Below are 26,386 nucleotides of genomic sequence, written 5' to 3'. Positions count from 1 at the left end.
GAGGTAACTATTATGAGTAAAAGTACAAAATTATATTCTAGTGAAGGAGTTGAATTAAATAGTACATTACAACTTCAGAAGCCGGCGTTTAATAAACCAGATTTTGTAACACCAGAAATAAAGAAGATTACTACTAAAAGCAAACCGGATGGGATTGATATAACCAAGGTCATGAAAGAAGAAGAGATTAATGCTATACCGGCAATCACGATAAGCGTTAAGAATCTTAAAAATTTTTATGATGGTCTGATGAAAAGTATTAATAAATATAACGGCGATATAAGTGAGGCGATTACAAATGGCGTAGTAACACCACTGTCATTAACTATAGAAAACATAGGCGCAAAGACAAGCGAGATAGACGATAAACTTAAAGATCTTCAGACTAGACTTGATGATATACCAGAGATTGGAGGAGCTCCTGCATTTACTGGCGAAGAGAACGGATTGCTTTAATAAAAAAGGTAGCAGCTTGCTAGCAGGCTGTTACCTCTTTTCACATACCATTTCAATGTAGCTGAGTTGATTTTAAAATTTTATAGGAGTTAGCATGAATAATAGTAAACAAGAAAGCGAAAATAACTTTGAAGCAATAAACCAAATGAGCGATTTCAACTTTAAAGAAATAGACAATATAGAAGTTGAAGTTAAGCCCACAAACTTTGAGGACATTGAAGATAAAATTGCAACAATTCATTACGTCTATCAAGTTATGGATAAGTTAGTCTGCGATTTAAACGAGAAGTTTGTTTCGGGCTTGCGTGTCTCAATTATGGAGAACATAGCACAACTTAGAGGAGAGTTTATTGATATGAACCAACACTTGGCCGAAGGTTTATCTCATTTGAATAAGTTAATTCAGCAGGATGGATTTATTGATAATAATCAAAACTATAGAACATGGGCAGAAGAACTTGATCACCTAAGGGGCGAAGTTGAAGGATTAAAAGCAGCAATAATTGACCATAATGACGTAGAATGGGAAGCACCAACTCACTCTGATATATTGTGGTAGTTAGGAAAGTAACAGCTTGCTAGCAGGCTGTTGCTTTCTTTCACATACCATTTCAATACAACTGAATTAGGAAATCTATTTTAGGACTTTCGGCTTATAGTTCTCATCATGTTTTGCAAACACCGTATCTGCAAGAAAGGTACCATTATCAAACATTTTACCTTGTACAACAACACCACTTTTTTCTGAAAACATTGGTGGAAGTATTCCCTGATATTTCACCATAACGCTCTTATTAAAATCTGTCATCTGAAAAATTACTTCGCTTTCGCTCCGTATCACGCTATTTTCAACAATCATTCCACCAACACGGATTGGCTTTTGATTATTTGGTAAAACTATTGCCTCACTTACTGTATAGAAAAATGAGATATTTTCTTTGAGCGTTGTTAAAATAAAAAAAACTGCACAACTTAAAAAGCAGAAAATTCCTGAAGTTATAAGTAATCGCTTATGTTTCTTCTTCATTATTATCTTTCAGGCTTTCTAGAATTTTTTTACTTTTAGTATAGCAAGAAACGGTAAAAATCAAATTTCCACCAATCAGTATGAAACTAATAAGGTAAGCAAAAATTACATATGTATTCATAATGCACTGCCAATAAATAACTCACCTGCATCAAAATAAATTAAGCTTCCATCCTTTTGCTGCAACACCAATTTACCACTTTTATCTATATCAGCAAAAATTCCTTCATACAATTTGTCAGCTAACTTTACACTGATTTGCTCATTCATTTTGAATGCTTTTTTTAACCACATTTCTCTTATAGCATAAAACCCATCAAATAGCCATTGCTTTCTTAGCTTATTAAAATTTATTATTAATTCCTTTAACAGATCCATGTTAGACACAGATTCACCGTAATTGCTAATGCACGTTGTGCCTGGAAGTGGCGCATGATTGACATTAATTCCAATTCCTATAATGAGCCAATTTGAATTGGATTTTTTTTCAACCAATATTCCGCTTATTTTCTTGCCATCGATTAGAATGTCATTTGGCCATTTATGTTGAAGATTGAGATCGTTTATGAATTGATCTCTTGTCATCCCAGTGCTTTGACACTGGGATCCAGAAGAAAAAGTATGGATTCCAGTGTCACGCACTGGAATGACACCGCAGTGGGTTTGATTATTCAAGAAATTTAACGATAATAAAGTATTTCCAACAGCAAGAGCAGTCACAAAAGTCAATTCTGTCAATTTGCTGACATCCTTTTCTTGGTTAATTATCAAACTCGCATAGAGATTACCCTCTGGAGAAATCCAGCTTTTTCCAGTGCGTCCCCTGCCTTCTGTTTGTTTATCAGCAATAATGACAGTTTCATTTGATATCCCTTTCTCAATTAAACCCAATGCTTCTTTATTAGTACTTGGAACTTCTTTGTAATGATAAATACGAAAACCTTCAAGGATCACCTTGTCAGCCCTTTAGTTTAATGAGTGAGTCAAGATCTTCTACATACAAGAAAAGAACGAGATTGATCAGTGAAGCCACTGAAGTGATAATGAATAGACTCTTAGAATAAGCAACCTTATTACCACTAGCTTTATCAAAATACATAACTTTCATGATATTTAAATAATAGTAGCATGATATCACACTCGATATTACAAGGATCAAAGACAGGCTGATAAAGCCAGAATTTATTAAACTTTTGAATATAAAAAATTTAGCGATAAAACCTGCAAGTGGAGGTATTCCCGACATCGAGAGTAATAGTATAGAAAGATGGAATGCTAAAATTGGTTGCTTTTTTCCTATACCAGATAAATTTGCAATATCACAATCATCATCGTCAATTTGTACGAGATATGAGAATAGCCCTATGCTTGTGATGATATATATCACCAGATACATTAAGGCACTATCTGTTCCTGCTTGTGTAAAAATAGAAAGTGAAGCAAATATAAAACCAATGTGACCAATTGAACTGTAAGCAAGCAGCCTTTTTAAGTTTTGCTGACGCAAAGCCCCAAAAGCTGAGATAAGCACAGACAATGCTGAAACGTATAAGAAAATAGGCTGAACATAACTTTTTACATTTACTAACTCTTCATTCATCAATCGAATTAAAAATGTTACAAGTGCAGCTTTTGGGGCCGTAGAAAAAAACGCAGTTACTATGGTAGGTGCACCTTGATAAACATCTGGAGCCCACATATGAAAAGGAACAATAGCAAGCTTGAAACACAAACCAATTAGAACAAAGACTAACCCAAAGACTATTCCATAAGTTATCTGATGGTTTTGCAAGAATGAACCGAGCTCAGAGAAATTGACTTGTCCTGTATATCCATAAAGCAGCGACATTCCATATAGCATAATGCAGGAAGATAGTGCACTGAGTGTAAAATATTTCACTCCCGCTTCACATGAATAAATCGAATCTTTATTAAAGCTCGCAAGAACATACAAAGATATACTCATCAACTCAAAAGCTAAATAAAAAGAGATCAGACTATTTGCTGAAACCAAAGTTATCATGCCAAACAGTGCAAAAAGAATCAGTATTGAAAATTCATATTTATAGTCATATTTTGATAAATTCAGCATCAAAAGTATTAAAATTCCTGTGCTGAGAATTAACCCTTGGGCTGACCTGATGTATAAATTGAGTTTTAACAACGAATTAAAGAGAAAAATTTCATTGTTTTCTGCCGAAAGAATTAAAATAATTAAAGTTACCACTGTGCAGCCAAGTGCTAATAAGTTGATAGTTCTGCGGTTAAATATAATCCCAAGCAGTAGCAACACTAACGAGGAGATAATAGAGAACATTTCCGGCAATATCTGTATATAATTCATAGCGCATTATATTTGACTAACAAATTTGCCATACATGGCTTCAAATAATTCAGTGCAAGGGTTGGGTAAAATCCAAGCAAAATAACAAACACTGCAAGCAGAATTAAGACAGAAAATTCTATGCTATCCAAAGGGTTATTTAATAATTTAGAATAGCTAACCCCCCATATTATTTGCTTACATAAATTCAGCATATAAACTGCGCTTAAAATAGTGCCAAGTGCGATAAATCCTGTAAAAAACCCTATGCTCTTAAACATCCCAACCATAGCCAAAAACTCACCTGCGAACCCAGATGTTCCAGGTAGCCCTATTGAAGCCATTGAAAATAAAATGAACATAAAACCAAATTTTGGCATTGTGTTTACTATGCCAAAATATTTTGCAATCTCCAAAGTTCCAGTTCGAGTATATAGCATTCCAACACATAAAAATAAAGCAGCAGAAATAAGGCCATGACTAATCATTTGAAATATGCTACCCAGTACTCCTTCCTCACAAAATGAAAAGAGGCCAGCAGTAACGATCCCCATATGTGCTATTGAAGAATAAGCTATTAACTTCTTTATATCATCTTGAGCAAACGCAACTAGAGAAGCATATATCACCGCAATAATGCTCAGCACAACAACGAAATTTGAAAAATACAAACTTGCCTGAGGAAGCATTGGAATAGAAAACCTTAAAAATCCATATCCCCCCATTTTAATAAGCAAGCCAGCTAAAATCACAGATCCAGAAGTTGGTGATTGCACATGCGCATCAGGAAGCCAAGTGTGAAATGGAAACATAGGTACTTTTATTGCAAAAGAAATAAAAAATGTAATCCACAGCAATGACTGCACTTCAAGATCAAGGCTTGGCACTAATGTAGCTAATTTTTGTATATTAAACGTCCCAAAAGTACTATAGATATACACCAATCCAAGCAGAAATAATAATGAGCCAGTTAATGTATAAAGAAATAACTTAAACGTCGCATATATCCTTTGCTTCCCTCCCCAAATGCCAATAATAAAGAACATTGGTATTAAAACAGCTTCAAAAAACACATAAAAGCTTATAGCATTCAGTGAAACGAAAAAACCGACTACAAAACTCTCAAGCAGTAGAAATAATGCCATATAGGCTTTTAGGGTCGTATAACTCATTTTGCAGTTATAGAGTATACAAATTACAAACAAGAAAGTTGTAAGCAGAAGGAAAAGCAACGATATACCATCTATCCCTATTCCTACATTCTTGATTGGATAGCTGACAAACTGAAAGTCCGCATTGTTATAATCAAATTCTATACAAGCTACAATGCTAAGCAAAAATGGAAGTATAGCAAAAAATAGGGCAAGGAATTTTAGGTGTATAGATTGATGATTAATCCTGATCGAGGATAAAATCAACGCTCCTATCAGTGGAAGCAAGAATATACTAAGTAACAACACCTTCTATTTAATTCCAATAATATATAAAGCACCGATTATTAAAGTAACAAACATAATAAATGCATAATCAAATATATAACCAGTTTGTAACTTTATAGAACTTTTTGAACATTCATTAACCAACCTTACAACACCATTTGGTCCAAATGAATCAATAGCCTTAACATCAAACTTCCATAGAAGCCTAGATATAAACCTTATCGGTGCAATTATAACAAACTCATACACCTCATCAAAGTACCATTTATTCTGCAAAAACTTAAGTAAAAATTTACTCTTAATTTGCCTAATTACTTGATATTGGTAAATTAGGCACGCAAGTGCTATTCCACTTAGGCTTGCTAAGGTTGGCAGTAGTTTTATAAAGAAATTATGAACTCCATGCTCATCAATCATCACTAAACTTGATTTCCAAAACGCATTACTAGTTATGTTCAAAATATTTGCTCCCCATATTCCAGAAAATACTGATCCAAAAGCGAGTATCAGTAATGGTATAAGCATAATCTTTGGTGCCTCATGTATATTAATTTTACTTTGTTTTTGGCTGTGGAACACAAGAAGCAATAACCTCCAAGAGTAAAACGCTGTGAAGAATGCAACAACTAAGCTTATTACAAAAGCAAAGCTATCCGTGCTATAAGCATGTTCAATTATCAAATCCTTTGAGTAAAAACCTGCAAATGGAAATATTCCAGAAAGCGCAAGAGATCCAATCCACATGAGAGTATAAGTGCAAGGGATTTTCTTCCAGCAATTTCCCATTTTCTGAATGTTTTGCTCATGATGCATTGCATGAATCACATTGCCAGCACCAAGAAATAGTAGAGCTTTAAAAAAAGCGTGTGTCATTAAATGAAAAATAGCAACATTGTAAGCAGAAAGCCCACATGCCATGAACATATAACCAAGTTGACTGCAGGTTGAATAAGCAATTATTTTTTTTATATCGTTCTGAGTAATCGCAACCGTAGCTGCAAAGAAAGCAGTAAGTGCCCCAACAATAACTATTAATTCTCGTGCCACATTTGATAGCTCAAATAATGGAGAACATTTTGCTACTAAAAATATACCTGCTGTTACCATCGTTGCTGCGTGAATGAGTGCAGAAACAGGGGTTGGCCCTTCCATTGCATCTGGCAACCAAACATGTAAACCAAGCTGTGCAGATTTACCCATACAGCCAATAAAAAGTAATATGCATATTATATGAGTTACTTTGAATTCACAGCAGAATGCCCTAATGTTCTGCGTGCCAAGAAGATCAGTTGTGTCAAAAACTTCAGTAAAATTCAAAGAGTGAAATGTATAATAAATAAGAAAGGTTCCAATCAATAGTGCAAAGTCTCCTACCCTATTCACAACAAATGCTTTAATTGCTGCATTATTTGCAGAATATTTTTGGAACCAAAATCCTATGAGTAAATAAGAACATAGGCCAACCCCTTCCCAGCCAAAAAAAAGCTGCACGAAATTATCGCTTACAACCAGCACAATCATGCAAAACGTAAATAGCGATAGGTAAGAAAAAAACCTCGACTTCCCCTTATCATGCTCCATATAACCGATAGAGTAGAGATGTACTACCAGTGAAACGGTGGTAATAACAATAAGCATTAAGGATGAGAGAGCATCCACACTAATTGCCCAATTTACTTTTAATACACTTAATGAAAATAAAGGAAATAAACTCAAGTGATAATTTTCAGAGAAGGTGAGAAAAACATACCAAGATAAAACTGCAGATATTCCAATCCCTGCCGTTGTAACTAACTGACTAAAAACACCTCTTCTAAAAAGTGCTGCAAACAGCGAACCAAAGAGTGGCAAAAATACTATTAATTTCAGTATATCCATCATTCTTTCATTAAATTTGCTTGTTCAACATCTATATTGCCACGGCTTCTATAATATACAACCAATATTGCAAGCCCAACTCCTGACTCTGCTGCCGCAACAGTCAACACAAACATCACAAAAATTTGCCCAACTATATCATTCATAAAGGCAGAAAAAGCAACTAAGTTGATATTAATTGCCAGCAATAATATTTCTATTGATAACAATATATTGATTATGCTCTTACGGTTGATGAAAATACCGCACACTCCAATAGTGAACAAAACAGCAGCAACTATCAAAAAGTGATTTAATCCTATTTCCATTCTACTCCTTTTCCAAATTTAGCCTTAACTAATTTTACAGATGAAGATTGTGTCAATTGCTTTAATACATTCTGTTTTTTAACTCCTTTTTTCTTGTCCTGCAAAGTAAGAGCAATTGCACCGACAATTGCAACAAGCAGCAGAATACCAGAAAGATGAAAAGCGTACATGTAGTCGGTATACAGCAAATTACCAATAGCTTTCACATTATTGGTATTATAGTTTATAACATTGCTTATATTCGGTGCTGAGCTGCGGATTACAAAGCTGATGACTAGAAAAAACACAACACACAACATAGCACCAAGAGTGCAATGCTTTGCAAAACCCTGGCGCAACCTTATGTAGTCAATATCGAGCATCATAACTACAAAGAGGAACAACACCGCAACCGCACCGATGTATACTATCATCACCATCATAGCAATGAACTCAGCTCCAAGGAGAATGAAAAGAACTACAGAGTTAACGAAGGTGAAAATTAAAAATAATACTGCATGCACAGGATTTCTTACACTAATTACGCATACAGCAGATAAAATGCTGAGAATTGCAAAAAAATAAAAGAAAAAAGGCATCGATACTTTAACTGCAACAATAGTTACTAACTTAAGGTAATTGTTGCTGTAAAGTCAATACTATATTAAAGATTTGAAAATATCGTACTACAAGCTTCAACTCCTCAGTAATGCAATAAACACTCTTGACAATCTTGATTTATTAATATATAATGTATGTATATTAATAGTCAGCGGTAGCTCAAAATGTACAACATATTTGGTTACTTCAAAAGCAACAATAGTTCTAACGCACAAAATAGCAGATTAAATGGAGAAGGTTATCAATACACCACAAGAGACTATATGACAATTTACTTTAATAACACATTAGCAAGTTTCAGTAGATCATTGATAGAATTTAAAGAAAAAGCATATGGTTTTATATATGATATTGGAGCTTGGTTGAAAGCAACATATGAAAATTTCACTGAACGAGCTGAAATTCATAACTTCTATGTTCCAGAAAAACTTCCTATTAAAGCTGAGGAAATAAAGATGAAGGAACTGAATCGTAAGCCTAAGCCATTTCAAACTCCACCTATTCATCAAACAAGCAGAAGTTTTGATGCCAATATCTCAAATCAAGTTGTTGTTACTCACCATACACTTGAAGCTACCCCAACAAGATAGATCTACGCTTAAATATCTAGTACTTGAATGAGTTGAATGTTATGTTCAATAAGACCTTTACAATATTTGGATCATAGGTTTAACTTTATAAAGTTATAATCTATAGAGCTTCAATGAACGATTATCTCTCACTGTTAAATCCAGAACAGCAATTAGCTGTAACTAACATAAATGGGCCAGTTTTGATACTGGCAGGAGCCGGAACCGGAAAAACAAGAACGATTACTTCAAGAATAGCACACATAATTAGAAACGGTCACGCTTATTCTGATGAGATATTAGCAGTTACATTTACAAATAAAGCAGCAAATGAGATGGTATCAAGGGTACTTGAGCTAACGGGCACAAACATACCATGGCTTGGCACTTTCCATGCAATTGCAGCAAAAATTTTGCGCATGCACGCAGAAATTGTGGGCTTAAACCCCAATTTTACAATCATTGGTGTGGATGACCAATTACAGGTAATAAAAAATATTATCAATGAAATAAATCCTGATTACCTATCAGAAAAATATAAGACCATTATGAATATTATTCAGCAATGGAAAGAGAAGTGCTTATTGCCGTCTGAAGTGGAAGATGTTCAATCATTTAGGCCAGTTTACGTAACTGCACTTAAAGTCTATTACCAGTATCAGGAAAGGTTAAAATTCCTTAACTCTGTTGATTTTGGTGACTTATTGTTATATAACATACAACTTTTTAATAAAAAGACCGAGGTTCTGTCCTACTACCAAAACAAGTTTAAGTATGTCATGGTAGATGAGTATCAAGATACAAATGCAATACAATATCTTTGGCTAAAATACCTTGCAAAAGAGCATTCAAATATTTGCTGTGTAGGAGATGATGACCAGTCGATATACAGTTGGCGTGGTGCAGAAGTTGAAAATATTTTGAAATTTTCCGATGATTTTAAAAATGCAAAAACCGTTAAACTGGAGTGTAACTACAGGTCAACATCCCACATAATTGCAACTGCATCATATGTGATCAATCACAATAAGACTCGCTTAGAAAAAAAATTGTGGACAACAAACATTGAAGGCGAAAAGGTAAATCTAATCAAATTGTGGGACGGAAAGGCTGAAGCAAGGTTCATAAGCGAACAGATATTAAAACTCAATAAATACAGATTTAGTGATATTGCAGTGCTCGTCAGGGCTACTTTTCAAACTAGAGTTCTCGAAGAGTATTTTATAAAATATTCAATTCCCTATAAGATTATAAGTGGCGTAAAATTCTACGAACGTCAAGAAGTAAGGGATATAATTGCATATTTGAGGCTTGTTACAAATAATAATGATGATCTCGCTTTTGAAAGGATCGTAAATCGTCCAAAAAGAAGCATAGGAGCTACAACTCTAAAGAAAATATACACGACTGCTCAGGATAACAAAATTTCTTTTTTTGAGGCAGCAAAAATATTGGTTAATAGTGATCAAGTAACCGAAAGAATTAAACTCTCACTAAATGATTTTTTAAATAAAATTAAAGCTTGGGAAGAAATAGTAAGCGTAAAACCACTGCATGAATTTGTTAAAATCGTAGCAAATCAATCAGGATATATGGAAATGCTTGAGAATGAAGAAGTGACGGGTTTAGCGCGAATAGAAAATGTTAAAGAGCTCATTTCATCTTTGAAGAATTTTGACAGCACTATAACCTTCTTGGAGCATATTAGTTTGGTGATGGAAGTGGATAATATGAATAGCGATGACACTGTATATGTTATGACTCTTCATGCGGCTAAAGGGCTTGAATTCCCGTGCGTGTTTTTACCTGGTTGGGAAGAAGGATTATTTCCTCATCAAAGATCTTTTGAAGATAAAAGTGGTAAAGCTTTGGAAGAAGAGAGAAGACTTGCATATGTTGGCATAACTAGAGCAAAAGAAAGGTTGATCATTTCATGTGCAGATAGGAGGGAAATTAATAATCAGTGGCAACCAATGAGCACTTCTCGATTTATTAAAGAATTGCCAAGAGAAAATGTTGAGGTGATCAAGAATAGTGCCTACTGTTGAAGCTATGACTGCAGCTCTTACGACAAACACATCTGAATTACTTCAATTATATATTTCTCCTGGCAAAAATTCTCTGATGGTCTTAAATAAAATTTTCAGTGAATGATTATCAGACATGTTGTGTTCTGCTGATTTTATTAAGTGTACTTCAACGTCTGTTGACTTAATTTTTTCAGCTAAATTCAATGAAGTTTGATAAGGAACATCTTTATCATTAATGCTATGCAATAAGCGCACAGGACAGTTTATATCTATTGCTTCTCTGTTTAAAAGAAGGTTCTTTCTACCGTCTTCGATCAGATTTTTAGTTATTTTGTATGCACAATGCTCCGAAGTAAAATCTATTACACCTTTAGAACCTAGTTCTTCTTTTTGCTTGCCTGACAATTGCTTGAATATCAAATCTTCAGTAAAATCAGGAGCAGACGATATGCCGATTAATGCTGCAATTTTTTCTGGAAATTGAAGAGCAGTGAGCAGCATCAGCCATCCTCCCATACTTGAACCTATAATTATTTGTTTATTGCTAGTTAATTCACTTATCACTTTAGCACAATTTTTTTGCCAATCACTTATTGTATAATCAGCAAAATCACCGCTTGAATTACCATGGCCAAAATAATCAAAGAGCACAAGTGCTATATCATTTTCTTGGCAAAATTTGTAAACGGCAGTTGCTTTAGTTCCATCCATATTGGATGCAAAACCACTAAAAAAAACTATAGAAGCCTTCTTTCCTTGTAGCTTTCGATATGCTATATGGCCATTACTTCCATCGAGTAATTTACAATAATTCATACTACTTTGGCAAGGCAACCGGACTATCGCTCATCGAACGCAAATAGCTGACTAGATCTGCAATCTCTTGTGGATTGGAAATGCCTGCAAATGCCATACGTGTACCTTTTATGTAGGCTTTTGGATTTTTTAAAAAAGCAAATAACTCCTCATACTCCCATTTCCCACCTTTTTCAAGTAGTGCTTTTGAGTAATTGAATGAGCTGCCAAGATGGGCCTTTTTATTTCCAACCACGTTCCATAAGTTTGGCCCCACTTTATTCATTCCACCTTTCTCAAAACTATGACAAGCTATACATTTTTTTGCTGCTGACTTGCCTTTTTCAAAGCTAGCATTCTGCATGAGCTCTCCAATATCAAGTGCCACTTGTTCAATCTTTTGTTGAGGCTCATTGCTGGCTGCTACTATTGTTTGGTGTTCAATTTTATAATCCTCTGGGTTGTAGAGCATATCAACTACATTACTAACTATCATAATTATTAATCCAGAAAGTAAAATCGATGCTGCAATCTTATTAAGCTCCATAGTTAATTCTTATCAAGTAATGTTACTTAAATTATGCAAATATTTTCGCAAACAGTAAACAATTACCTTTATTTCACCAAAGATAGAAATTTCTATTACTTAGCTAAGTTAGGAGACTGCAATTCTATTTCTATCGGAGTAACTTGTGGTTCAATTACATAATGATCTGGAATAACATATTAAAATAGATTTCCTGCAAACTTGTCTGCAATGATTGAAACTGGAACTACTTCTATAATGTTCGTTTGCTTGACCTAAGATTCAGGAGCATTTAAACTGAATTTTATAAAGTACTAGAAATGATAGGAAATCTAAGAGGAATAGTTGATGAGGTGTGTAGCGATCACATAATCCTGAATGTGAATGATGTTGGCTACATAGTATATCTTTCAGCCAAAACTTTAAGTGCTTGTTCGATTGGAAGTAGAGTAAAATTACTTATCGACACTTATGCAAATAGCAGAGAAAACGTTACTCAGCTATATGGCTTTATAAGTAAAGAAGAACAGCAGTGTCTGCGTTTATTAGTTAAAGTGAGCGGTGTCAGCTATAAAACCGCAATGTCAATTTTGAGCAAATTAACTCCAGAGCAACTGTTTTTGGCAATTATAAATGAGGATAAACTAGCACTTAAGGTGAGTGGACTTGGCCTGAAACTCATAAATCGAATTATTACTGAGCTGAATGGCAAAGTAAGTAAATTAGAGATAAATAACAATCATTTTCACTCAATTAGTGAAGATGCTCTTTCAGCTTTGATCAATCTTGGATATGAAAGAACAAAAGCTTATGATACAATAAAAAAAATAGAAGATGAATCACCAAACTTGGACACTAAAGATATTATTCGTATGGCGCTTAAAACAATATGAAGTCAATATCATGTAGTAAGGAATACTCTGAAGATGTACGTAATTTAAATATCCGGCCTGAGCAACTTGATGATTTTGTCGGGCAAAAAGACTTAATACAAAATTTAAAAGTGTTTATAAATGCTGCACAGACGAGAGCTGAAGCTTTGGATCACGTATTGCTCTATGGTCCTCCAGGGCTTGGTAAAACAACTTTAGCACAAATTGTCTCTAAGGAGTTAAGGGTTAGCTTTCGTGCAACTTCTGGTCCATTGCTTAGTAAAGCTGGGGACTTAGCTGCAGTGCTCACTACTTTAAATGCAAAAGATGTTCTATTTATCGATGAGATTCATAGATTAAATCGTAGCATTGAGGAAGTTTTATATACTGCTATGGAAGATTTTTGCCTAGATATACTAGTAGGTGAGGGCCCATCTACCAGAACTTTAAGAATAGATTTACCACCATTTACACTGATTGGGGCAACAACACGGCTTGGACTGCTTTCTGCACCGCTGAGGGATCGTTTTGGTATTCCCCTGCATCTTGAGTTTTATTCTTTTGAGGAACTGGTTGATATTATAAAAAGAGGTGCAAGAGTTCTTTGTGCTGAAATCGAAAAGGATGCTGTGCAGGAAATTGCCTGCCGCGCCCGTGGTACTCCAAGAATTGCTTTGAGATTACTCAGAAGAATAAGAGATTTTGTTGAAGTAAAAGATGATAAAAAAATTACCTGTGAAATTGCCGGTTCTGCACTATCAAAATTGGGTATAGATAAAATGGGACTAAATAAATTAGATATGGATTATCTGAGATTTTTGTTTAACACCTCAGGACCTGTTGGAATTGACACCATATCTATTGCACTATCTGAAGATGTTGGCAATATTGAAGAAACAGTAGAACCTTATTTAATCAAGGTCAGTTTTGTAAAGCGCACACCAAGAGGACGTGTTTTAACTGATCAAGCAAGGGAATATCTCAGCATTAATTCAGTGGTATGCTAGTATTATACTATATTTTATAACATTGTATAGTATTACATTAAACATTATAATATTCTTTTATTATATGATTTGCAGGTGTTTTAGAGGCAAATAAGAAAGTCTTCTGTTATAGTGAATATGTTCTTGAAAAATTACGTAATATATGCTAGGCTGTATATAGTATGAATGTAAAAATATCAATAATTTATTGATATTTTTTAAGATTAATACTTATTAAATACTTCATATTATAAGATTGAGTTATTGTATTTTATAGACTTAAGATAAAATGGTAAAAAGCCTTCTAAACAATTATAGAAACAGTAATTCAATTAATGGAGAAAAAGCAATGAAAAATTTTTTAATCAATAACAACGAAGAGGACGGTAGCTCAATCTACATTAATCGAATCAGAGAGCAAGATCTCTCTGCAGAGCAGAAGCTCAATGAATTAAAAGGATTCATGGAGGAGCTTGCTAGGAAAGCTGAGCTCAAGAGAATAGAGCTTGAGCGTCAGGCTGCGAGTTGCATTGATGAAACATTATCTCAAGTAGAGCTACATATACAAGATAATGAGTATGACTTTACTGATGATAATCAAGGGGTATTCGCAAATTTCTTTGAATCCCTCTTTAATCTTTTTGAAGTAAATGTAGATCCGAAAGTCTACAAAATGCTCAAGGAGAAGAAAGAGAAAAATCTGCTTCTTTCGATAATTAAGTTTTTGCGTGATAAGCTTAAGGAATTAGTTAAAAAGATCTTCAAAAAAGATTTAGATTTAAGTTGGGATAAAAGGCTAGACAAAGAGATAAAAGAATTGCAGGAGAAATTACTCAGCGGTGAGTTATCTCCTGAAGAAGAAATAGCAATACTCGAACGTTTGCAAGCGTTGCAAAATTTAAAATTGAAGCTTCAAACTTTTCTCGTGGGCTCAGTCATTGCAATGTTTGCAGAAATTTTTGCAGTTGATTTAGCAGCAGTAGTAGAGCAAGATGTAACTGAGGAAAAAAGAGACAAAAAAGCAGAAAAAACAGAATCAAAAGAAGTTCGTCAAGAAATAGAAACAAAAGTGAATGAAATCACACCAATTTCCCTATTTAATTTTTCATCTCAAGTTCCAATGCCAATTGTTCTAGACAAGCAAGAACGTGCTATTTTACCAAAGCCTGTAGAAAAATTAGTAGACACTCTACCTAAACCTGTTATAAGTCACAAAAATAGTGAAGTACAAAAACTGGAAAAAATGAATAAAGAAAAGAAAGAAGCAAAAGAAGAGAAAAATGAAAAACCAAAATTAGCTGTCTGTCCACCCGCTCCAGAGCGAAAGGAACACAGGAGAGTTAAAAGACAAAAATGTAGTGATGATACAAGGATAACAAAGAGAAACGAGCTAAATGGATCTTCATGCGAGAGAAAGCTTGGTGATCAGCAAAAGTCTAATGCTGCTGTGGAATTGCCAGGAGGATTAACTGATGATGTGAGAGTTGAAAACCATGCTTCTTCAGTCAAAGAGAGAGGTGTGTAAAGGTTCTCTCTTTTTTTTGTCATTCCAGACTGGTTTTTTATCTGGATTCCAGCATCAAGTGCTGGAATGACATGGCGGACAAGTAGCTCTCTCTTGTCTTCAAGTGGCCCCTTTGTTGTCATCTCAGTGCCTCCTCTCTTGTCATCCCAGTGCTTGACACTGGGATCCAGGAACTTAGTTTAAAAAAGTTGTCATTTCAGTCTAGGATCCATTTTCTCTTCTAGATTCCAGCGTCACGCGCTGGAATGACATCGTCTTGAATAAAATTTGAATGAAAACCGGTCTGTCATTCAGGTAGCCCTTCATTTTCATTCCAGTGCCTCCTTTGATGTCATCCCATTACCTCCTCTCTTGTCATCCCAGTGCGTGACACTGGGATCCAGAGAACTTAGTTTAAAAGAGTTGTTATTTCAGTTTAGGATCCATTTTCTCTTCTAGATTCCAGACTGGAATGACACCGTCTTGAATGGAAGCCAGTGCCAACGATGCGCCATATTACAATGTTCGTACAGTTGTGTACTCAGACACTGTCATCCAGACACAATTTCATCATATAAATCTTTCCATTCTTGATTTGTTTTTTCAATTAAGTTTATTTTCCATTTTCTCTGCCAGCTTTTTAGGAGTTTTTCTCTACTAATTGCTAAGTTTATCTCTTGAAATTCTTCAAAATAGACTAGTTTACAAACATTGTACTTTGACGTGAAACCAGAGATGGCTTTGCTTTTGTGTTCCCAAATTCGTTTAGTCAAATTTGATGTTATACCTGTATATAGGGTTCCATTGCGTTCACTTGCAAGTATATAAATATAATAACTTTTCATATATAATAAATAAATTTACTAGATTCCAGTGTCAAGCACTGGAATGACATTAAAGGAGCTACTTGATGACACCAAAGAGGCTATTCTTTGATACCAAAGAGGCTACTTGAATGACAAGAGAGGAAGTGCTGGAATGACATTGTCTTGAGTGCATAATGCACCAAAGGTTGTGTACCAAAAAGGTGTCAACCAATTTTAAAAGGCTGTCATGCAAGTGGCCCCTCCGTTGTCATCCAAGTAGCTGACACTGGGATCCAGAAAACTTAGTTTAAAAAAGTTGTCATTCCAGTTTAGGATCCATTTTTCTTCTAGATTCCAGCATCAAGTGCTGGAATGACATGGCGGACAAGTAGCTCTCTCTTGTCATCCCAGTGCGTGACACTGGTTTTTCATCTGGATTCCAGCATCAAGTGCTGGAATGACATGGCGGACAAGTAGCTCTCTCTCTTGTCATCCAAGTAGCTGACACTGGGATCCAGAAAACTTAATTTAAAAAGTTGTTATTCCAGCACTTCTTCTCTTGTCATCCCAGTCTGGAATCCAGGAGTATAAAAATGGTGAATAAAATTTATGTTAAAAAACTGCTTGTGCTGATAATTGATTCTTAATATACTCATTACATAATAATTTAATTCGGAGGCTAATATGGATGGTAATAATGATCCAAATAAAAAAGTACCTGATTCAGGGAGAACAAGGATTTATAAAAAAGATTTAGATCCAAAGAGAATAGATAATTTCAGCGATAGGATTAAGCGTGAACAAGAGCGAATGAAACAAAATCAATCCAGTAGTAGTAAGAGTGGTCAGAGCAGCAGTATGGGTGGCAAGTAATTATGTTAATTAATTAGAGAGGTGGAGTTATGCCTAATAAAAGTAAAATAAATCAAGAATTAGTAAAAGCGTTTAATAGTATTCTTCGTTTCAGTAATGCTGTTGTTACTAATTTTACTGTAAAGGATGATCATATTGTTATCTCGTTTGATGATAATATGACTCTTGATCGGCGCATAAAGTACCTGAGCAGTATGAAAGAAAAAATAATACAAAGATTTTGTCCGGATGAAAGTATTCTTGATGATAATTTTTATACAAAGTTTTTTCCTTTTAACTTTGATCAAGGAAAATCGACTGTAGGTAATAAATTTTTGGTGCCAATGAGAAAAGAGGTGGTTTCTAATCTAAAGTTTTTGCTAGCTAATGAACTTGCGCGATTTACAACAGATCTTATTAAAGAGCAAAAAAAAGAAGACAAAAAATCGGAACTAGGTCATAAGAATCTATCAGGTGATACAGAGCAGGAGATAGAAGAACATGTAGATTATAATATAATTGATGAAGTCTTTGATAAGGGATCTTATCTATATGGTGCGGAGTGTGTTGATAGAAATTTGCAACGTTCTTTTGTAGATTTGCTCTCATCGAGGATAACAGGTTATGAAAATGGTCCTAAAAAAACTAAGGATTTTTTAGAAGAGAAAGGAAATTATGTATATCTAAAGAAAAGCATTTTTGATAATCCTAAGCTCATTAAAGATATAGCAAAGCATAAAGCATCCTCGAAGTGTCGTGATTTGGAAGTTTCAAGTACCGAGGATGAAATGAATGACACTCTGAAGCTCGCAGTTGTTGATTTTATTTGTAAGGCACTACCGCACCTACCAATTGATTCTATGTGGCATACTTCTCACAAAGAAAGTAAAGATGAGTATTCAATTTTGGCTCCTGTTATTGATTGTGGTAATTACATAGAGTTTTTAAATGAAAAAGAAGTTGATCATATTAATAATAAGGTGTTTGGTGGTACAAAAGTATTGCGTGATGTAAAAGATGATATTGCAGAAAGAGGTCTTCCAACATATGGTGCCGAACAAATATATGCAATAGACTTTCGTAACCCAGACATTGCTTACTGTGTGATGGATAAGATCATGGAGAGCTCTGTAATCAATAAGGATTATAAACTGTCCATTGATCCTGCGCGTGTGCCAGCTATGAAACCACAAACTCTTGCCCCTTCTGAAGAAAAAGTAGGGACGGATGGACCAAGTGCAGATAGTGGTTTTGCTGGTTCACCTAAGAATTCAGTTATAGGTAAATCACATAATGGAAACTCGAGCAAATTCCTTAGGCCCGACTACTATGGTGAAGGTAAAGGTGGGGATGATGCTTTGGCTAAAGATAGTGGCTTTGGCCCTTCTTCAGCACGATCTTCAGCACGATCTTCTTTTAATAAGCCCAAAACAACATTTAACCAACCTTCTATATCACAGCCTGACCAATGTTCTGCAAAAAAGCAGACATCAACTAATAAAAAATAAATTTGTTGTATTTTATAGCTAAAGGAAATTAGGCTATTCAAAGATGAATTGTGAATGAAAGTTTATTTGCCAAGGTAGAGCTGCCTTGGCCTACAAATCTTGGTTTCTTTATCGTTTACCATTTCATACCACTGGGCAACCCAACCAGTGGTTCTTGCAAGTGCAAAAATGGGTGTAAACATACTTGAAGGGATACCGATAGCATTCATTATTATACCTGAATAAAAATCAACATTTGGATACAACTTACGTGTAATAAAATACTCATCCTTTAAAGCTATTTCTTCAAGTTTTTTTGCAATTTCAAGTAATTCATTGTTTTGCTCTAGTTTGCTTAAAATCTCATGACAAGCATCCTTTAATATAAGCGCGCGCGGATCATAGTTTTTATAAACACGATGTCCAAATCCCATTAGCTTAAATGGATCTTTATCATCTTTAGCTTTCTCAATGAATCTATCTACATCTCCACTTTGCTCTATCTCTTTTAGCATATTTATAACTGCCTCATTAGCTCCACCGTGTGCTGGACCCCAAAGTGTAGCAACTCCTGCAGACAGGCTTGCAAATAGATTAGAACCAGCTGACCCTACCAATCTGACAGCTGCTGTAGAAGCATTCTGTTCATGATCAGCATGGAGAGTAAATATTTTATCCAGAGCTTTTACAAAAAGGGTATTATTAACAGCACTGCCAAATATCATATTTAAGAAATTCTCACTATAACTTAATTTATTATTAGCATTTGTGAATTCCTGATTGTTGATATGTCTATAAATCATTGCAACAATTGCAGGAACTTGTGCTATTGCAGAAATTCCAAAATCTAAATCTTCACCATTGACATTGTTGCCATGTGTTTCATGGTAAGATGCTGACAAATTTGCAAAACATGCAACTAAAATCGACATAGGGTGAGCAGTTTTTGGAAATGCTTTGATTACATTTGTAACTTGCTCTGATACTTTGGATGATTCTTGTATTTTGAGAAGAAATTTTTTGTGTTGCTCTGAACTGGGTAGTTCACCATAGAGCAATAAATAAATCACAGCAGTAAAACTATTATTCTCTGCCAAATCAGCTATATCATGTCCCCTATACTTAAGAACTCCTTCATCTCCATCAATGAATGTAATTGTGGAAGAGCATGAAGCTGTGGAAACAAACCCCGGATCATAAGTGAATAATCCTGTCGTCTTATATAAATCCTTAATATTTAACACGTCAGGACCTACTGTTCCACTTAATACGGGCAGATCAATTTTTGACCCATTACTTAGTTCCAATAATGCTTTTTTATCCATCACTTGAGCTACTTAATTTTATACAGAATATACAAACTGAAAAGTATATATTAATACAGTTAACTTTACATTAACCGTATTAAGCGGTCATCAATGCTTTTACTTTTGCATTTAAGCGACTTATTTTACGTGCAGCAGTATTCCTATGAATGACACCTTTATTTACACATTTGTGTAAATTGGATTCAGCATTCCGAAATGCCAAGACAACATTCTCTTTGTCACCAGACTTGATTATATCAACTAATCTTCTAATAGCAGTACGAGTTTTGCTTTTTCGCATCTTATTTACTAAAGTACGCTTTGCTATTACCTTCATCATTTTTTTAGCACTCTTATGATTTGCCATATATTAATACCTGTACTTTTCTTTTAATTATAAAGTTTTTTTGTTAATTTGCAATATCAGTTTTTTCTGCAATTAATCTACTACTTCTTTCTTCAATGATTTTTTCTAAACTTTGCAAGAATTCATTTTTGTTTAACCCAGGATATATGGGAGGTAATATTTCTATTACCGCCTTTCCGGGATTCTTTCTCAGAGAAAGTATGCTTTTTGGCCAAAACAAACCAGTGTTTAAAGCAATCGGTAACACAGGAACAGATAATACGCTATATAAAGCAGCAATACCCGATTGATATTTTATATTTTGGTTTATAGTCGTTCTTGTGCCTTCAGGAAATATTATTATGCTTCTATTTTCTTTTATATGCATTTTTGCTAGTTTAATTATATGGCGTATAGAACTGATACCATCTGAACGGTTAATAAAAATCATTTTCAGCGCTATAAGATGTAAACCAATGAATGGAATCCATTTCAATTCACGTTTTAAAATAAAAACTGCTTTTCTAAAGAGTAGTATAAAAATAAATGTTTCAAATGGAGATTGGTGTTTAGATGCAATTATAAAAGGTTGCTTAGGAATGTTTTCCATTCCCCTCACTTCATATTTAATGCCACATAATAAACGCAACATGAATAATACAACTCTCACCGAGCAAACAAGGAAAATGGTTATTACACACTCAGGAAAGAAAATTACAGGGAGAGTAATTAAAGTATAGAATACTTCCCATAATATAAGGAGTAAATTAAACAATAAACTTGCAATCACAAACACACGTAAACTTATTTGAATTTAACTTTACTACAAAACTAAAAGCAATAAGTTTAATTATTGATCATCTGAGTAATAGGATGAGAATCAGCTAATTTGTCCTTTAACTTTTCATTAGCAATATGAGTATATATTTGTGTTGTAGAAAGATTAGTATGGCCAAGAATTTTTTGTATCAGCACAATATTTGCTCCGCTATTCAGTAGATGGGTAGCAAGAGAATGCCTAATCACATGTGGAGAGATTTTATTTTCATCAATATCGCACTTTCTTGCTAATTCCTTTATTAATTGACCAACTCTTTGCCTTGTAATGGGTTTATTAGGTTTATCACCTGGGAATAGCCAATCAGATTTTTTGTTGTTAGGAAGCAGATTGTCACGAATTGATAAATAATTTTTAAGACTTTGCAATGCTTGCTCATTAAAAAGGATTTGCCTTTCTCTGCTACTTTTTCCCTTTATTATTATATAGCCTTCTTTACCATTACCGTTTACTAAATGTAATACTTCACATAACTTCATATTAATTAGTTCAGAAACACGCATCCCGGAAGAGTAAAGAATATCTAAAATTGCACATAGCCTTTTACTGCTTATCTCTTTATTCGATCCGCTTGCTGATTTTTTTACTGTTTCCATGAGCAAAAATATTTCTTGAACACTTAAATACTTAGGCAAAGGACGGGAAACCTTTGGATTTCTTAATTCATTATCATTAGCCGGTGCTGGATTAAAATCTATTATTCCATCATTAAATAGGCACTTATAGAAATTTTTGATAGCAGATATTTTTCTTGATATAGAACTAGTTTTATATTTCTTTTGTGTACGTAAAAAGTTTACATAATCTTTAATATTAGCTTTACTTGCACCAACTAAGGTAGTGCCTCCTTCTAATAAAAATTTTTCAAGTTGGTGTAAATCTGAACGATAACTTTCCAAAGTATTTTGTGTAGAGGATTTTTCAGAAACCAAAGCATCTATGTAATACGTGATGTAAAGATTCTCTTTTTTATTTTGTGGTTGTTTATTTTTCATTATCAGCTCCTATATTTATTTCTTTGACTATAATTTGATTGAAAGTATTTTTTGTGTTTTTTATAAGAAAATATGAGATAAACAAAGCATTTATCAATAAAGTAAGTACTACAAACCTTTGTTTTAACCTTTTTTTTAAATTTGATCTTATTTTTACCATATTTCAATTATAACATCAAATCTATAAAAAACATCCTGTAAAGTAAGTTTTACTATCATATAAAATATCCCTTAGCTATGTCTGTTTATTCTTATTACATCATAGTATTTATTATAATTTTAACATAAAGAGATAGTGATTTCGACTTCATTATTGTATGGGTATTAATAAATCTTTAATATATATAACAAATGTCTTGCAGCAGAAGGAATCACTTGGGACTTTTTTTTAATAAAGTGTTAATAAAAGGAATGGTTACATTTGATCCTATGGATTCACTATCTATTTTTTCTATAATTTTATTAATGCTGTGGAAAGAACGTTCTATTCTTGCTAGAATATAATTAATCACTTTTAAATCAATTTTTAACTGTTTATCTGAAAATCGTTTTATTAGCATAATTCTTAATAATTCCTCGCTTGCAGGCAAAATTTTTACGCTGGTAGTTGACAATATTCGGGAGCTTAAATCTCTTAGTTTGAAGTTAAGCTTTTTTGGTGAAATTGAAGAAGTGATTAGCAGTCTCTTATCATTTTCTTTCATATAATTATAACAATGTAACAACATTTCCTCATCTTTAATGTTTTGTACATCCTCTAAAATAAACGCATCGCTATACCTAATTTCGCTTACAAAATTATTCACATTGATAAAAATTGCATTGTTTATTGATTGCCAAATATGAGCAAGGTGAGTTTTTCCAGAGCTGTTAGGTCCAAAAAGAATCAGGCATTTCCAAGATAAATCGTTAACTATTGAGTTATATACGTGCTTATTTTCGTCTAAGGTGATATAGTTTTGCCAGCAATAATCAACTTGATTATTGCTAAATAAATTTAATTGCACGTAAAGCCTCTTACATTACTACTTTTTGATAATAATTTTTGCATAAAAATTTACTTGCATCTCTCAAATGTATCAGAGGTCCTTTTTCTTTTTATCGTGAACTAATTAGCCATTTTTATAAAGCTCACTTTCAAAATATTTATTGACTGCATATTCTACTAATACACTGAACATTCCTATTATTGGAATAAAAAATAATATACCTATAAACCCAAAATATGAGGTGCATATGACAACTCCTAAAATAATGATAGTTGGATGTATATGAACTTTTTTTCCTATTAATAAAGGCACTAATATGCTTGAGTCTATTAATTGACCAACACTAAATAATAGCAAGACAGCAGTACTTTCAAACCATCCACTAAATTGAGTAATGGCGCTCAAAAATCCGATAATAGTGTATAATAATGGCCCTATATAGGGTATAAATGTTAATGTTCCTGATAAAATTCCAATAGCTACAGAATGCTTCAGCCCAATTATGCTAAGGCCCACGGAGTAAAAGATCATCATGACTATACATACGTTTAACTGTCCCTTTAGGTAATTAGATATAATGAAATCTACTTTAGAAAAATAACCTGCAGCTTTTTCTCTGTAAAGAATGGGAATTAGTTTATTAGCCTTTTCTACAATTGCAGGCCAATCACGTAATACATAAAAAAACACCACAAGCGTAATAGCTATTAATGATACCATGTAAATCAAATTAAAGCTTGAATTTAGCACTTGAATTATAAGATTACTGCCCATGCTAAGAGCATTTATAAAATAAGATATATAATCACTGTAATTTTCTACTAGATTTTTAGACAAGTGATCAAATAAACTATCTTCAGTTTTTATATTAAGAAATTCTAGCACAGAAGGAATCACTTTAAGCTTTAATGAAGGTATCTTATTCACTAAGAAATTTAATATTAAAGTAATTTGAAAATATATAATAGGTAAAACAAATGTGATAACTAATATAAAAGCTATCAATAAGGTAAGTATTATAAAAACTACAGAACATGAACGTGGTATTCTATATTTTTCAAACTTGGTTACTAGCGGGTTAAATAGATGTGCAACAAAAACAGATATTAGACACGGAACAATCATAGGACGCATCAAAAATAATGCCCCTATTATGAAAAGCAGTACACAACAAATAGTTATATGACGTTTTTGCATGTGTTTAGAATAGTTAATTTACCGAAAAATATAAAGTTTTTTGTAAGTACTATCTATTCATTATTTTATTAGGCATGAGATCAGCCAAATTTTCACTCAATTGCCAACTAGATAAAACTCCGTTATGCGGGTTATCTGTAAAGCCTCTCAGATTAACGATCTTAATCGAATTTCTATTTAACAATAGATCATCTACTGCCTTTGCCAATTGTGCAGGATATGGTATTAAGGTGTCTCTTTCATGATTAATGACTACTATTGGTATATTATCATTTTGTAGCTTTTGTATATTGCTTACTATATCAAAATCTAAATTTAGGACCTTAAGCATCTTTTTCAATAAGCATGAGGGCAGTACACTTAAAATTTTTGCTTGAGGAATTGGAAAATGCTTTATTGCATTATGAAAAGAGCTGAAAGTGCTAGTAAAAATAACGCCTCCAAGTTTAATATTTTTGTCTGTAAAATATTTTAATACTTCTGATGCAACTGCTCCTCCAAAGGAATGGCCGAAAAGTATGATGTTTTCAGGTTTTACACCCTTGTCCATTAATTCATTGATTTTTTTTATCGAAGACTGAGATAAGCTTTTATTCTTATTTATAAATGGAATCATGAGTATTGATATAGACAAAAAAGTGCAAATCAAAGCTGCTAATATTGCTGAATTCGCTGTCCTAGACGTCATTGGGTTGGTAAATAATATCAGAGTGGGTGATAATATGGATATTCCTAAAAATAAGAAACTAGCTATTGCGTAAGTTATATAGTTTTGAAATGCAATTGGGTATTTATGTGCATGAGTGTAGAAATTAGACCTATGGAGATATGTAGATCTATCTTGTATATACCTGAACGCATTTTTATAATTATCACCTATTCCATGAAAAAATATAAGATGTATCTCATTTTCTTTATTATACTTAGCAACGTGCATTATTTCCCTCTAACATATATTACACCTAGTAAAAGAATATTCTTTTTTGAGAATTGGATCAAACTTTTTTAAAATGCTAGATAACTTGTATTAACAACGAAAATGATAAGCATGTACACTAACAGACTTGAGGAATACAAGATAGCAGCATTAATAGTTGCAGCAGGAGTAGGCAGTAGATGCAATGCCAAAATCCCTAAACAGTATATAAAACTGGCAGGTAAGTCTGTTTTATTTCACACAATTAGAAAATTCTTAGCTAATCAGTACATAAGTTACATAAGAGTGGTAGTAAATGAAAGTCAAAAAGATTTCTATAAAGAAGTTACGTCATCAACTATAGATACTAAATTGCTGAGTCCAGTATGTGGAGAAAAAAGCAGGCAGAGTTCAGTTAAACTTGGACTGGAGAGTTTGCAAAAGATCAATCCAGATTTTGTTATTATACATGATGCTTGTAGGCCTTTTGTATCAAATATTCTAATAAATAACTTGATTGAATCTATGATTAATGGTCAATATACAGGAGTAGTTCCAGCAATAGAAGTCGAGGATACTATATCGTTGGTGAGTAATAATTTCGTTGAATCTACGATTTCAAGAGAAAAACTTAGAGCCATACAAACCCCTCAAATTTTTAATTTCAGAGAATTATTATCGTGCCATCAGTCAGTCAAAGAATTTACTGATGATTCATCACTAATGGTGGAGCATAAAAAACATGTTGCGATTATTGAAGGTGAGAAAAAGAATTTTAAGTTAACTACAAAAGAGGATATCAATATGGCAAAACTTCTCTTTGGAGAGCCAAAATTCCGTGTCGGAACCGGTTATGATATACATAAATTTGTTAAAATTCAAAATGATGCTAAGAGCTTTATAAAAATTTGTGGTGTGGAAATTGAGCATAATATGGCAATAGAGGCACATTCCGATGGTGATGTTGCAATACATGCAATCGTTGATGCAATACTCGGAGCACTAGGATGTGGCGATATAGGAGAACATTTTCCTCCTAATTCCTCTAAATGGAAGGATTGCAATTCATCTCATTTTCTTGACTTTGCTGCTAAAAAAGCACAGGAAAAAGGATATAGCGTGTCTAATTTAGATATTACTATAGTTTGTGAAGAGCCTAAAATATCGCCTTACAAAGCAGGAATGAAGGAATTCATATCAAAAATATTAGAAATTAATGGTGAATTCGTAAATATCAAAGCAACCACAGCGGAAAAATTAGGTTCTATTGGAAGAAATGAGGGAATAGCAACGTATGCTTCTGTGCTATTGCGTGCAAATTTTTATTGAAGGTAGAAACG

At 33.6% G+C, this 26,386-nt stretch carries 28 protein-coding genes; 10 read left to right on the top strand and 18 right to left on the bottom strand.

Going from position 1 to position 26,386, the window contains the following annotated elements:
• The first annotated feature begins 12 nt into the window (after nt 1–12).
• Both OPR35_RS07280 and OPR35_RS07275 read left to right on the top strand, forming a co-directional pair.
• Nucleotides 13–456 (top strand): hypothetical protein, encoded by a 444-nt coding sequence (locus OPR35_RS07280; RefSeq protein ID WP_007302388.1) that lies wholly within the window; start codon nt 13–15, stop codon nt 454–456.
• Nucleotides 457–550: 94 nt separating this feature from the next.
• Nucleotides 551–1,015, top strand: coding sequence for a hypothetical protein (locus OPR35_RS07275; protein WP_007302387.1), 465 nt, complete (start codon nt 551–553; stop codon nt 1,013–1,015).
• Nucleotides 1,016–1,090: 75 nt separating this feature from the next.
• Here OPR35_RS07275 and ccmE read toward each other — a convergent pair whose 3' ends face one another.
• Genes ccmE through OPR35_RS07235 form a run of 8 tightly spaced genes read right to left on the bottom strand, consistent with a single transcriptional unit; the run spans nt 1,091 to nt 8,009 of the window.
• On the bottom strand, nt 1,091–1,483 hold the full coding sequence (gene ccmE, locus OPR35_RS07270) for a cytochrome c maturation protein CcmE (protein WP_012481969.1): 393 nt from the start codon (nt 1,481–1,483) through the stop codon (nt 1,091–1,093).
• Nucleotides 1,467–1,604 (bottom strand): CcmD-like small membrane protein, encoded by a 138-nt coding sequence (locus OPR35_RS07265; RefSeq protein ID WP_007302385.1) that lies wholly within the window; start codon nt 1,602–1,604, stop codon nt 1,467–1,469. Before OPR35_RS07265 ends, ccmE begins: the two co-directional genes overlap by 17 nt.
• Entirely contained in the window at nt 1,601–2,437 is an 837-nt protein-coding gene (locus OPR35_RS07260) for a biotin--[acetyl-CoA-carboxylase] ligase (protein WP_007302384.1), read from the bottom strand. The genes OPR35_RS07265 and OPR35_RS07260 overlap by 4 nt, the downstream gene beginning before the upstream one ends.
• 4 nt (nt 2,438–2,441) lie before the next feature.
• Nucleotides 2,442–3,827, bottom strand: coding sequence for an NADH-quinone oxidoreductase subunit N (locus OPR35_RS07255; protein WP_012481968.1), 1,386 nt, complete (start codon nt 3,825–3,827; stop codon nt 2,442–2,444).
• On the bottom strand, nt 3,824–5,266 hold the full coding sequence (locus OPR35_RS07250) for a complex I subunit 4 family protein (protein ID WP_265024844.1): 1,443 nt from the start codon (nt 5,264–5,266) through the stop codon (nt 3,824–3,826). The genes OPR35_RS07255 and OPR35_RS07250 overlap by 4 nt, the downstream gene beginning before the upstream one ends.
• 3 nt (nt 5,267–5,269) lie before the next feature.
• Entirely contained in the window at nt 5,270–7,126 is a 1,857-nt protein-coding gene (nuoL, locus tag OPR35_RS07245; protein WP_052265006.1) for an NADH-quinone oxidoreductase subunit L, read from the bottom strand.
• Nucleotides 7,123–7,431, bottom strand: coding sequence for an NADH-quinone oxidoreductase subunit NuoK (nuoK, locus tag OPR35_RS07240; protein WP_006012916.1), 309 nt, complete (start codon nt 7,429–7,431; stop codon nt 7,123–7,125). The genes nuoL and nuoK overlap by 4 nt, the downstream gene beginning before the upstream one ends.
• Complete coding sequence (locus OPR35_RS07235) at nt 7,422–8,009, bottom strand: NADH-quinone oxidoreductase subunit J (RefSeq protein WP_052265005.1); 588 nt, start codon at nt 8,007–8,009, stop codon at nt 7,422–7,424. The genes nuoK and OPR35_RS07235 overlap by 10 nt, the downstream gene beginning before the upstream one ends.
• A gap of 186 nt (nt 8,010–8,195) precedes the next feature.
• On the opposite strand from OPR35_RS07235, the gene OPR35_RS07230 reads away from it, so the two are divergent.
• Entirely contained in the window at nt 8,196–8,621 is a 426-nt protein-coding gene (locus tag OPR35_RS07230; protein ID WP_052265004.1) for a WD_0964 family protein, read from the top strand.
• A 113-nt stretch (nt 8,622–8,734) separates the two neighbouring features.
• On the top strand, nt 8,735–10,648 hold the full coding sequence (locus OPR35_RS07225; RefSeq protein ID WP_265024843.1) for an ATP-dependent helicase: 1,914 nt from the start codon (nt 8,735–8,737) through the stop codon (nt 10,646–10,648).
• Between the two features lie 42 nt (nt 10,649–10,690).
• On the opposite strand, the gene OPR35_RS07220 is transcribed toward OPR35_RS07225, so the two are convergent.
• Together OPR35_RS07220 and OPR35_RS07215 are read right to left on the bottom strand one after the other, a co-directional pair.
• Nucleotides 10,691–11,446: an alpha/beta hydrolase gene (locus OPR35_RS07220; protein ID WP_007302377.1), complete on the bottom strand. Its 756-nt coding sequence runs from the start codon at nt 11,444–11,446 to the stop codon at nt 10,691–10,693.
• A gap of 1 nt (nt 11,447) precedes the next feature.
• On the bottom strand, nt 11,448–11,972 hold the full coding sequence (locus tag OPR35_RS07215) for a c-type cytochrome (protein WP_007302376.1): 525 nt from the start codon (nt 11,970–11,972) through the stop codon (nt 11,448–11,450).
• A gap of 299 nt (nt 11,973–12,271) precedes the next feature.
• Between OPR35_RS07215 and ruvA the strand changes: the two genes are divergently transcribed.
• From ruvA to OPR35_RS07200, 3 genes are all read left to right on the top strand, one after another.
• Nucleotides 12,272–12,844 carry a Holliday junction branch migration protein RuvA gene (gene ruvA, locus OPR35_RS07210; protein ID WP_007302375.1) on the top strand — a complete coding sequence of 191 codons (573 nt, stop codon included), beginning with the start codon at nt 12,272–12,274 and terminating at the stop codon, nt 12,842–12,844.
• A complete protein-coding gene (gene ruvB / locus OPR35_RS07205; protein WP_007302374.1) occupies nt 12,841–13,830 on the top strand; it encodes a Holliday junction branch migration DNA helicase RuvB in 990 nt (329 codons plus the stop codon). Before ruvA ends, ruvB begins: the two co-directional genes overlap by 4 nt.
• A gap of 268 nt (nt 13,831–14,098) precedes the next feature.
• Nucleotides 14,099–15,334 carry a hypothetical protein gene (locus OPR35_RS07200; RefSeq protein ID WP_265024842.1) on the top strand — a complete coding sequence of 412 codons (1,236 nt, stop codon included), beginning with the start codon at nt 14,099–14,101 and terminating at the stop codon, nt 15,332–15,334.
• A 530-nt stretch (nt 15,335–15,864) separates the two neighbouring features.
• On the opposite strand, the gene OPR35_RS07195 is transcribed toward OPR35_RS07200, so the two are convergent.
• Nucleotides 15,865–16,158 (bottom strand): GIY-YIG nuclease family protein, encoded by a 294-nt coding sequence (locus OPR35_RS07195; protein WP_139686762.1) that lies wholly within the window; start codon nt 16,156–16,158, stop codon nt 15,865–15,867.
• Between the two features lie 645 nt (nt 16,159–16,803).
• Between OPR35_RS07195 and OPR35_RS07190 the strand changes: the two genes are divergently transcribed.
• Both OPR35_RS07190 and OPR35_RS07185 read left to right on the top strand, forming a co-directional pair.
• Nucleotides 16,804–16,992 (top strand): hypothetical protein, encoded by a 189-nt coding sequence (locus OPR35_RS07190; RefSeq protein WP_264336132.1) that lies wholly within the window; start codon nt 16,804–16,806, stop codon nt 16,990–16,992.
• Nucleotides 16,993–17,021: 29 nt separating this feature from the next.
• On the top strand, nt 17,022–18,479 hold the full coding sequence (locus OPR35_RS07185) for a hypothetical protein (RefSeq protein WP_265024841.1): 1,458 nt from the start codon (nt 17,022–17,024) through the stop codon (nt 18,477–18,479).
• 62 nt (nt 18,480–18,541) lie between these two features.
• Here OPR35_RS07185 and OPR35_RS07180 read toward each other — a convergent pair whose 3' ends face one another.
• The 7 genes from OPR35_RS07180 to OPR35_RS07585 form a co-directional block, all read right to left on the bottom strand.
• Nucleotides 18,542–19,783 carry a citrate synthase gene (locus OPR35_RS07180; protein WP_007302370.1) on the bottom strand — a complete coding sequence of 414 codons (1,242 nt, stop codon included), beginning with the start codon at nt 19,781–19,783 and terminating at the stop codon, nt 18,542–18,544.
• Nucleotides 19,784–19,862: 79 nt separating this feature from the next.
• The gene (rpsT, locus tag OPR35_RS07175; RefSeq protein ID WP_007302369.1) at nt 19,863–20,132 is read right to left on the bottom strand and encodes a 30S ribosomal protein S20; all 270 of its coding nucleotides are present in this window, start codon (nt 20,130–20,132) and stop codon (nt 19,863–19,865) included.
• Between the two features lie 43 nt (nt 20,133–20,175).
• On the bottom strand, nt 20,176–20,901 hold the full coding sequence (locus OPR35_RS07170; protein WP_012481964.1) for a lysophospholipid acyltransferase family protein: 726 nt from the start codon (nt 20,899–20,901) through the stop codon (nt 20,176–20,178).
• A gap of 56 nt (nt 20,902–20,957) precedes the next feature.
• Entirely contained in the window at nt 20,958–21,944 is a 987-nt protein-coding gene (locus tag OPR35_RS07165; protein WP_007302367.1) for a site-specific tyrosine recombinase, read from the bottom strand.
• 371 nt (nt 21,945–22,315) lie between these two features.
• The gene (locus OPR35_RS07160; protein WP_015588224.1) at nt 22,316–22,951 is read right to left on the bottom strand and encodes a DnaA ATPase domain-containing protein; all 636 of its coding nucleotides are present in this window, start codon (nt 22,949–22,951) and stop codon (nt 22,316–22,318) included.
• 105 nt (nt 22,952–23,056) lie between these two features.
• A complete protein-coding gene (locus OPR35_RS07155; protein ID WP_264375194.1) occupies nt 23,057–24,130 on the bottom strand; it encodes an AI-2E family transporter in 1,074 nt (357 codons plus the stop codon).
• A gap of 49 nt (nt 24,131–24,179) precedes the next feature.
• On the bottom strand, nt 24,180–25,067 hold the full coding sequence (locus OPR35_RS07585) for an alpha/beta hydrolase family protein (RefSeq protein ID WP_265030737.1): 888 nt from the start codon (nt 25,065–25,067) through the stop codon (nt 24,180–24,182).
• Nucleotides 25,068–25,169: 102 nt separating this feature from the next.
• Here OPR35_RS07585 and ispD point away from each other — a divergent pair, with 102 nt between their 5' ends.
• Nucleotides 25,170–26,375, top strand: a complete 1,206-nt coding sequence (gene ispD, locus OPR35_RS07140) for a 2-C-methyl-D-erythritol 4-phosphate cytidylyltransferase (RefSeq protein WP_265024840.1) — start codon at nt 25,170–25,172, stop codon at nt 26,373–26,375.
• The last annotated feature ends 11 nt before the right edge of the window (nt 26,376–26,386 follow it).

This window comes from Wolbachia endosymbiont (group B) of Protocalliphora azurea, from assembly GCF_947251865.1.
Taxonomy (GTDB): domain Bacteria; phylum Pseudomonadota; class Alphaproteobacteria; order Rickettsiales; family Anaplasmataceae; genus Wolbachia.
The sequence above is the reverse complement of the archived record's forward strand: the minus strand, read 5'-3'. Positions and strand labels throughout refer to the sequence as shown.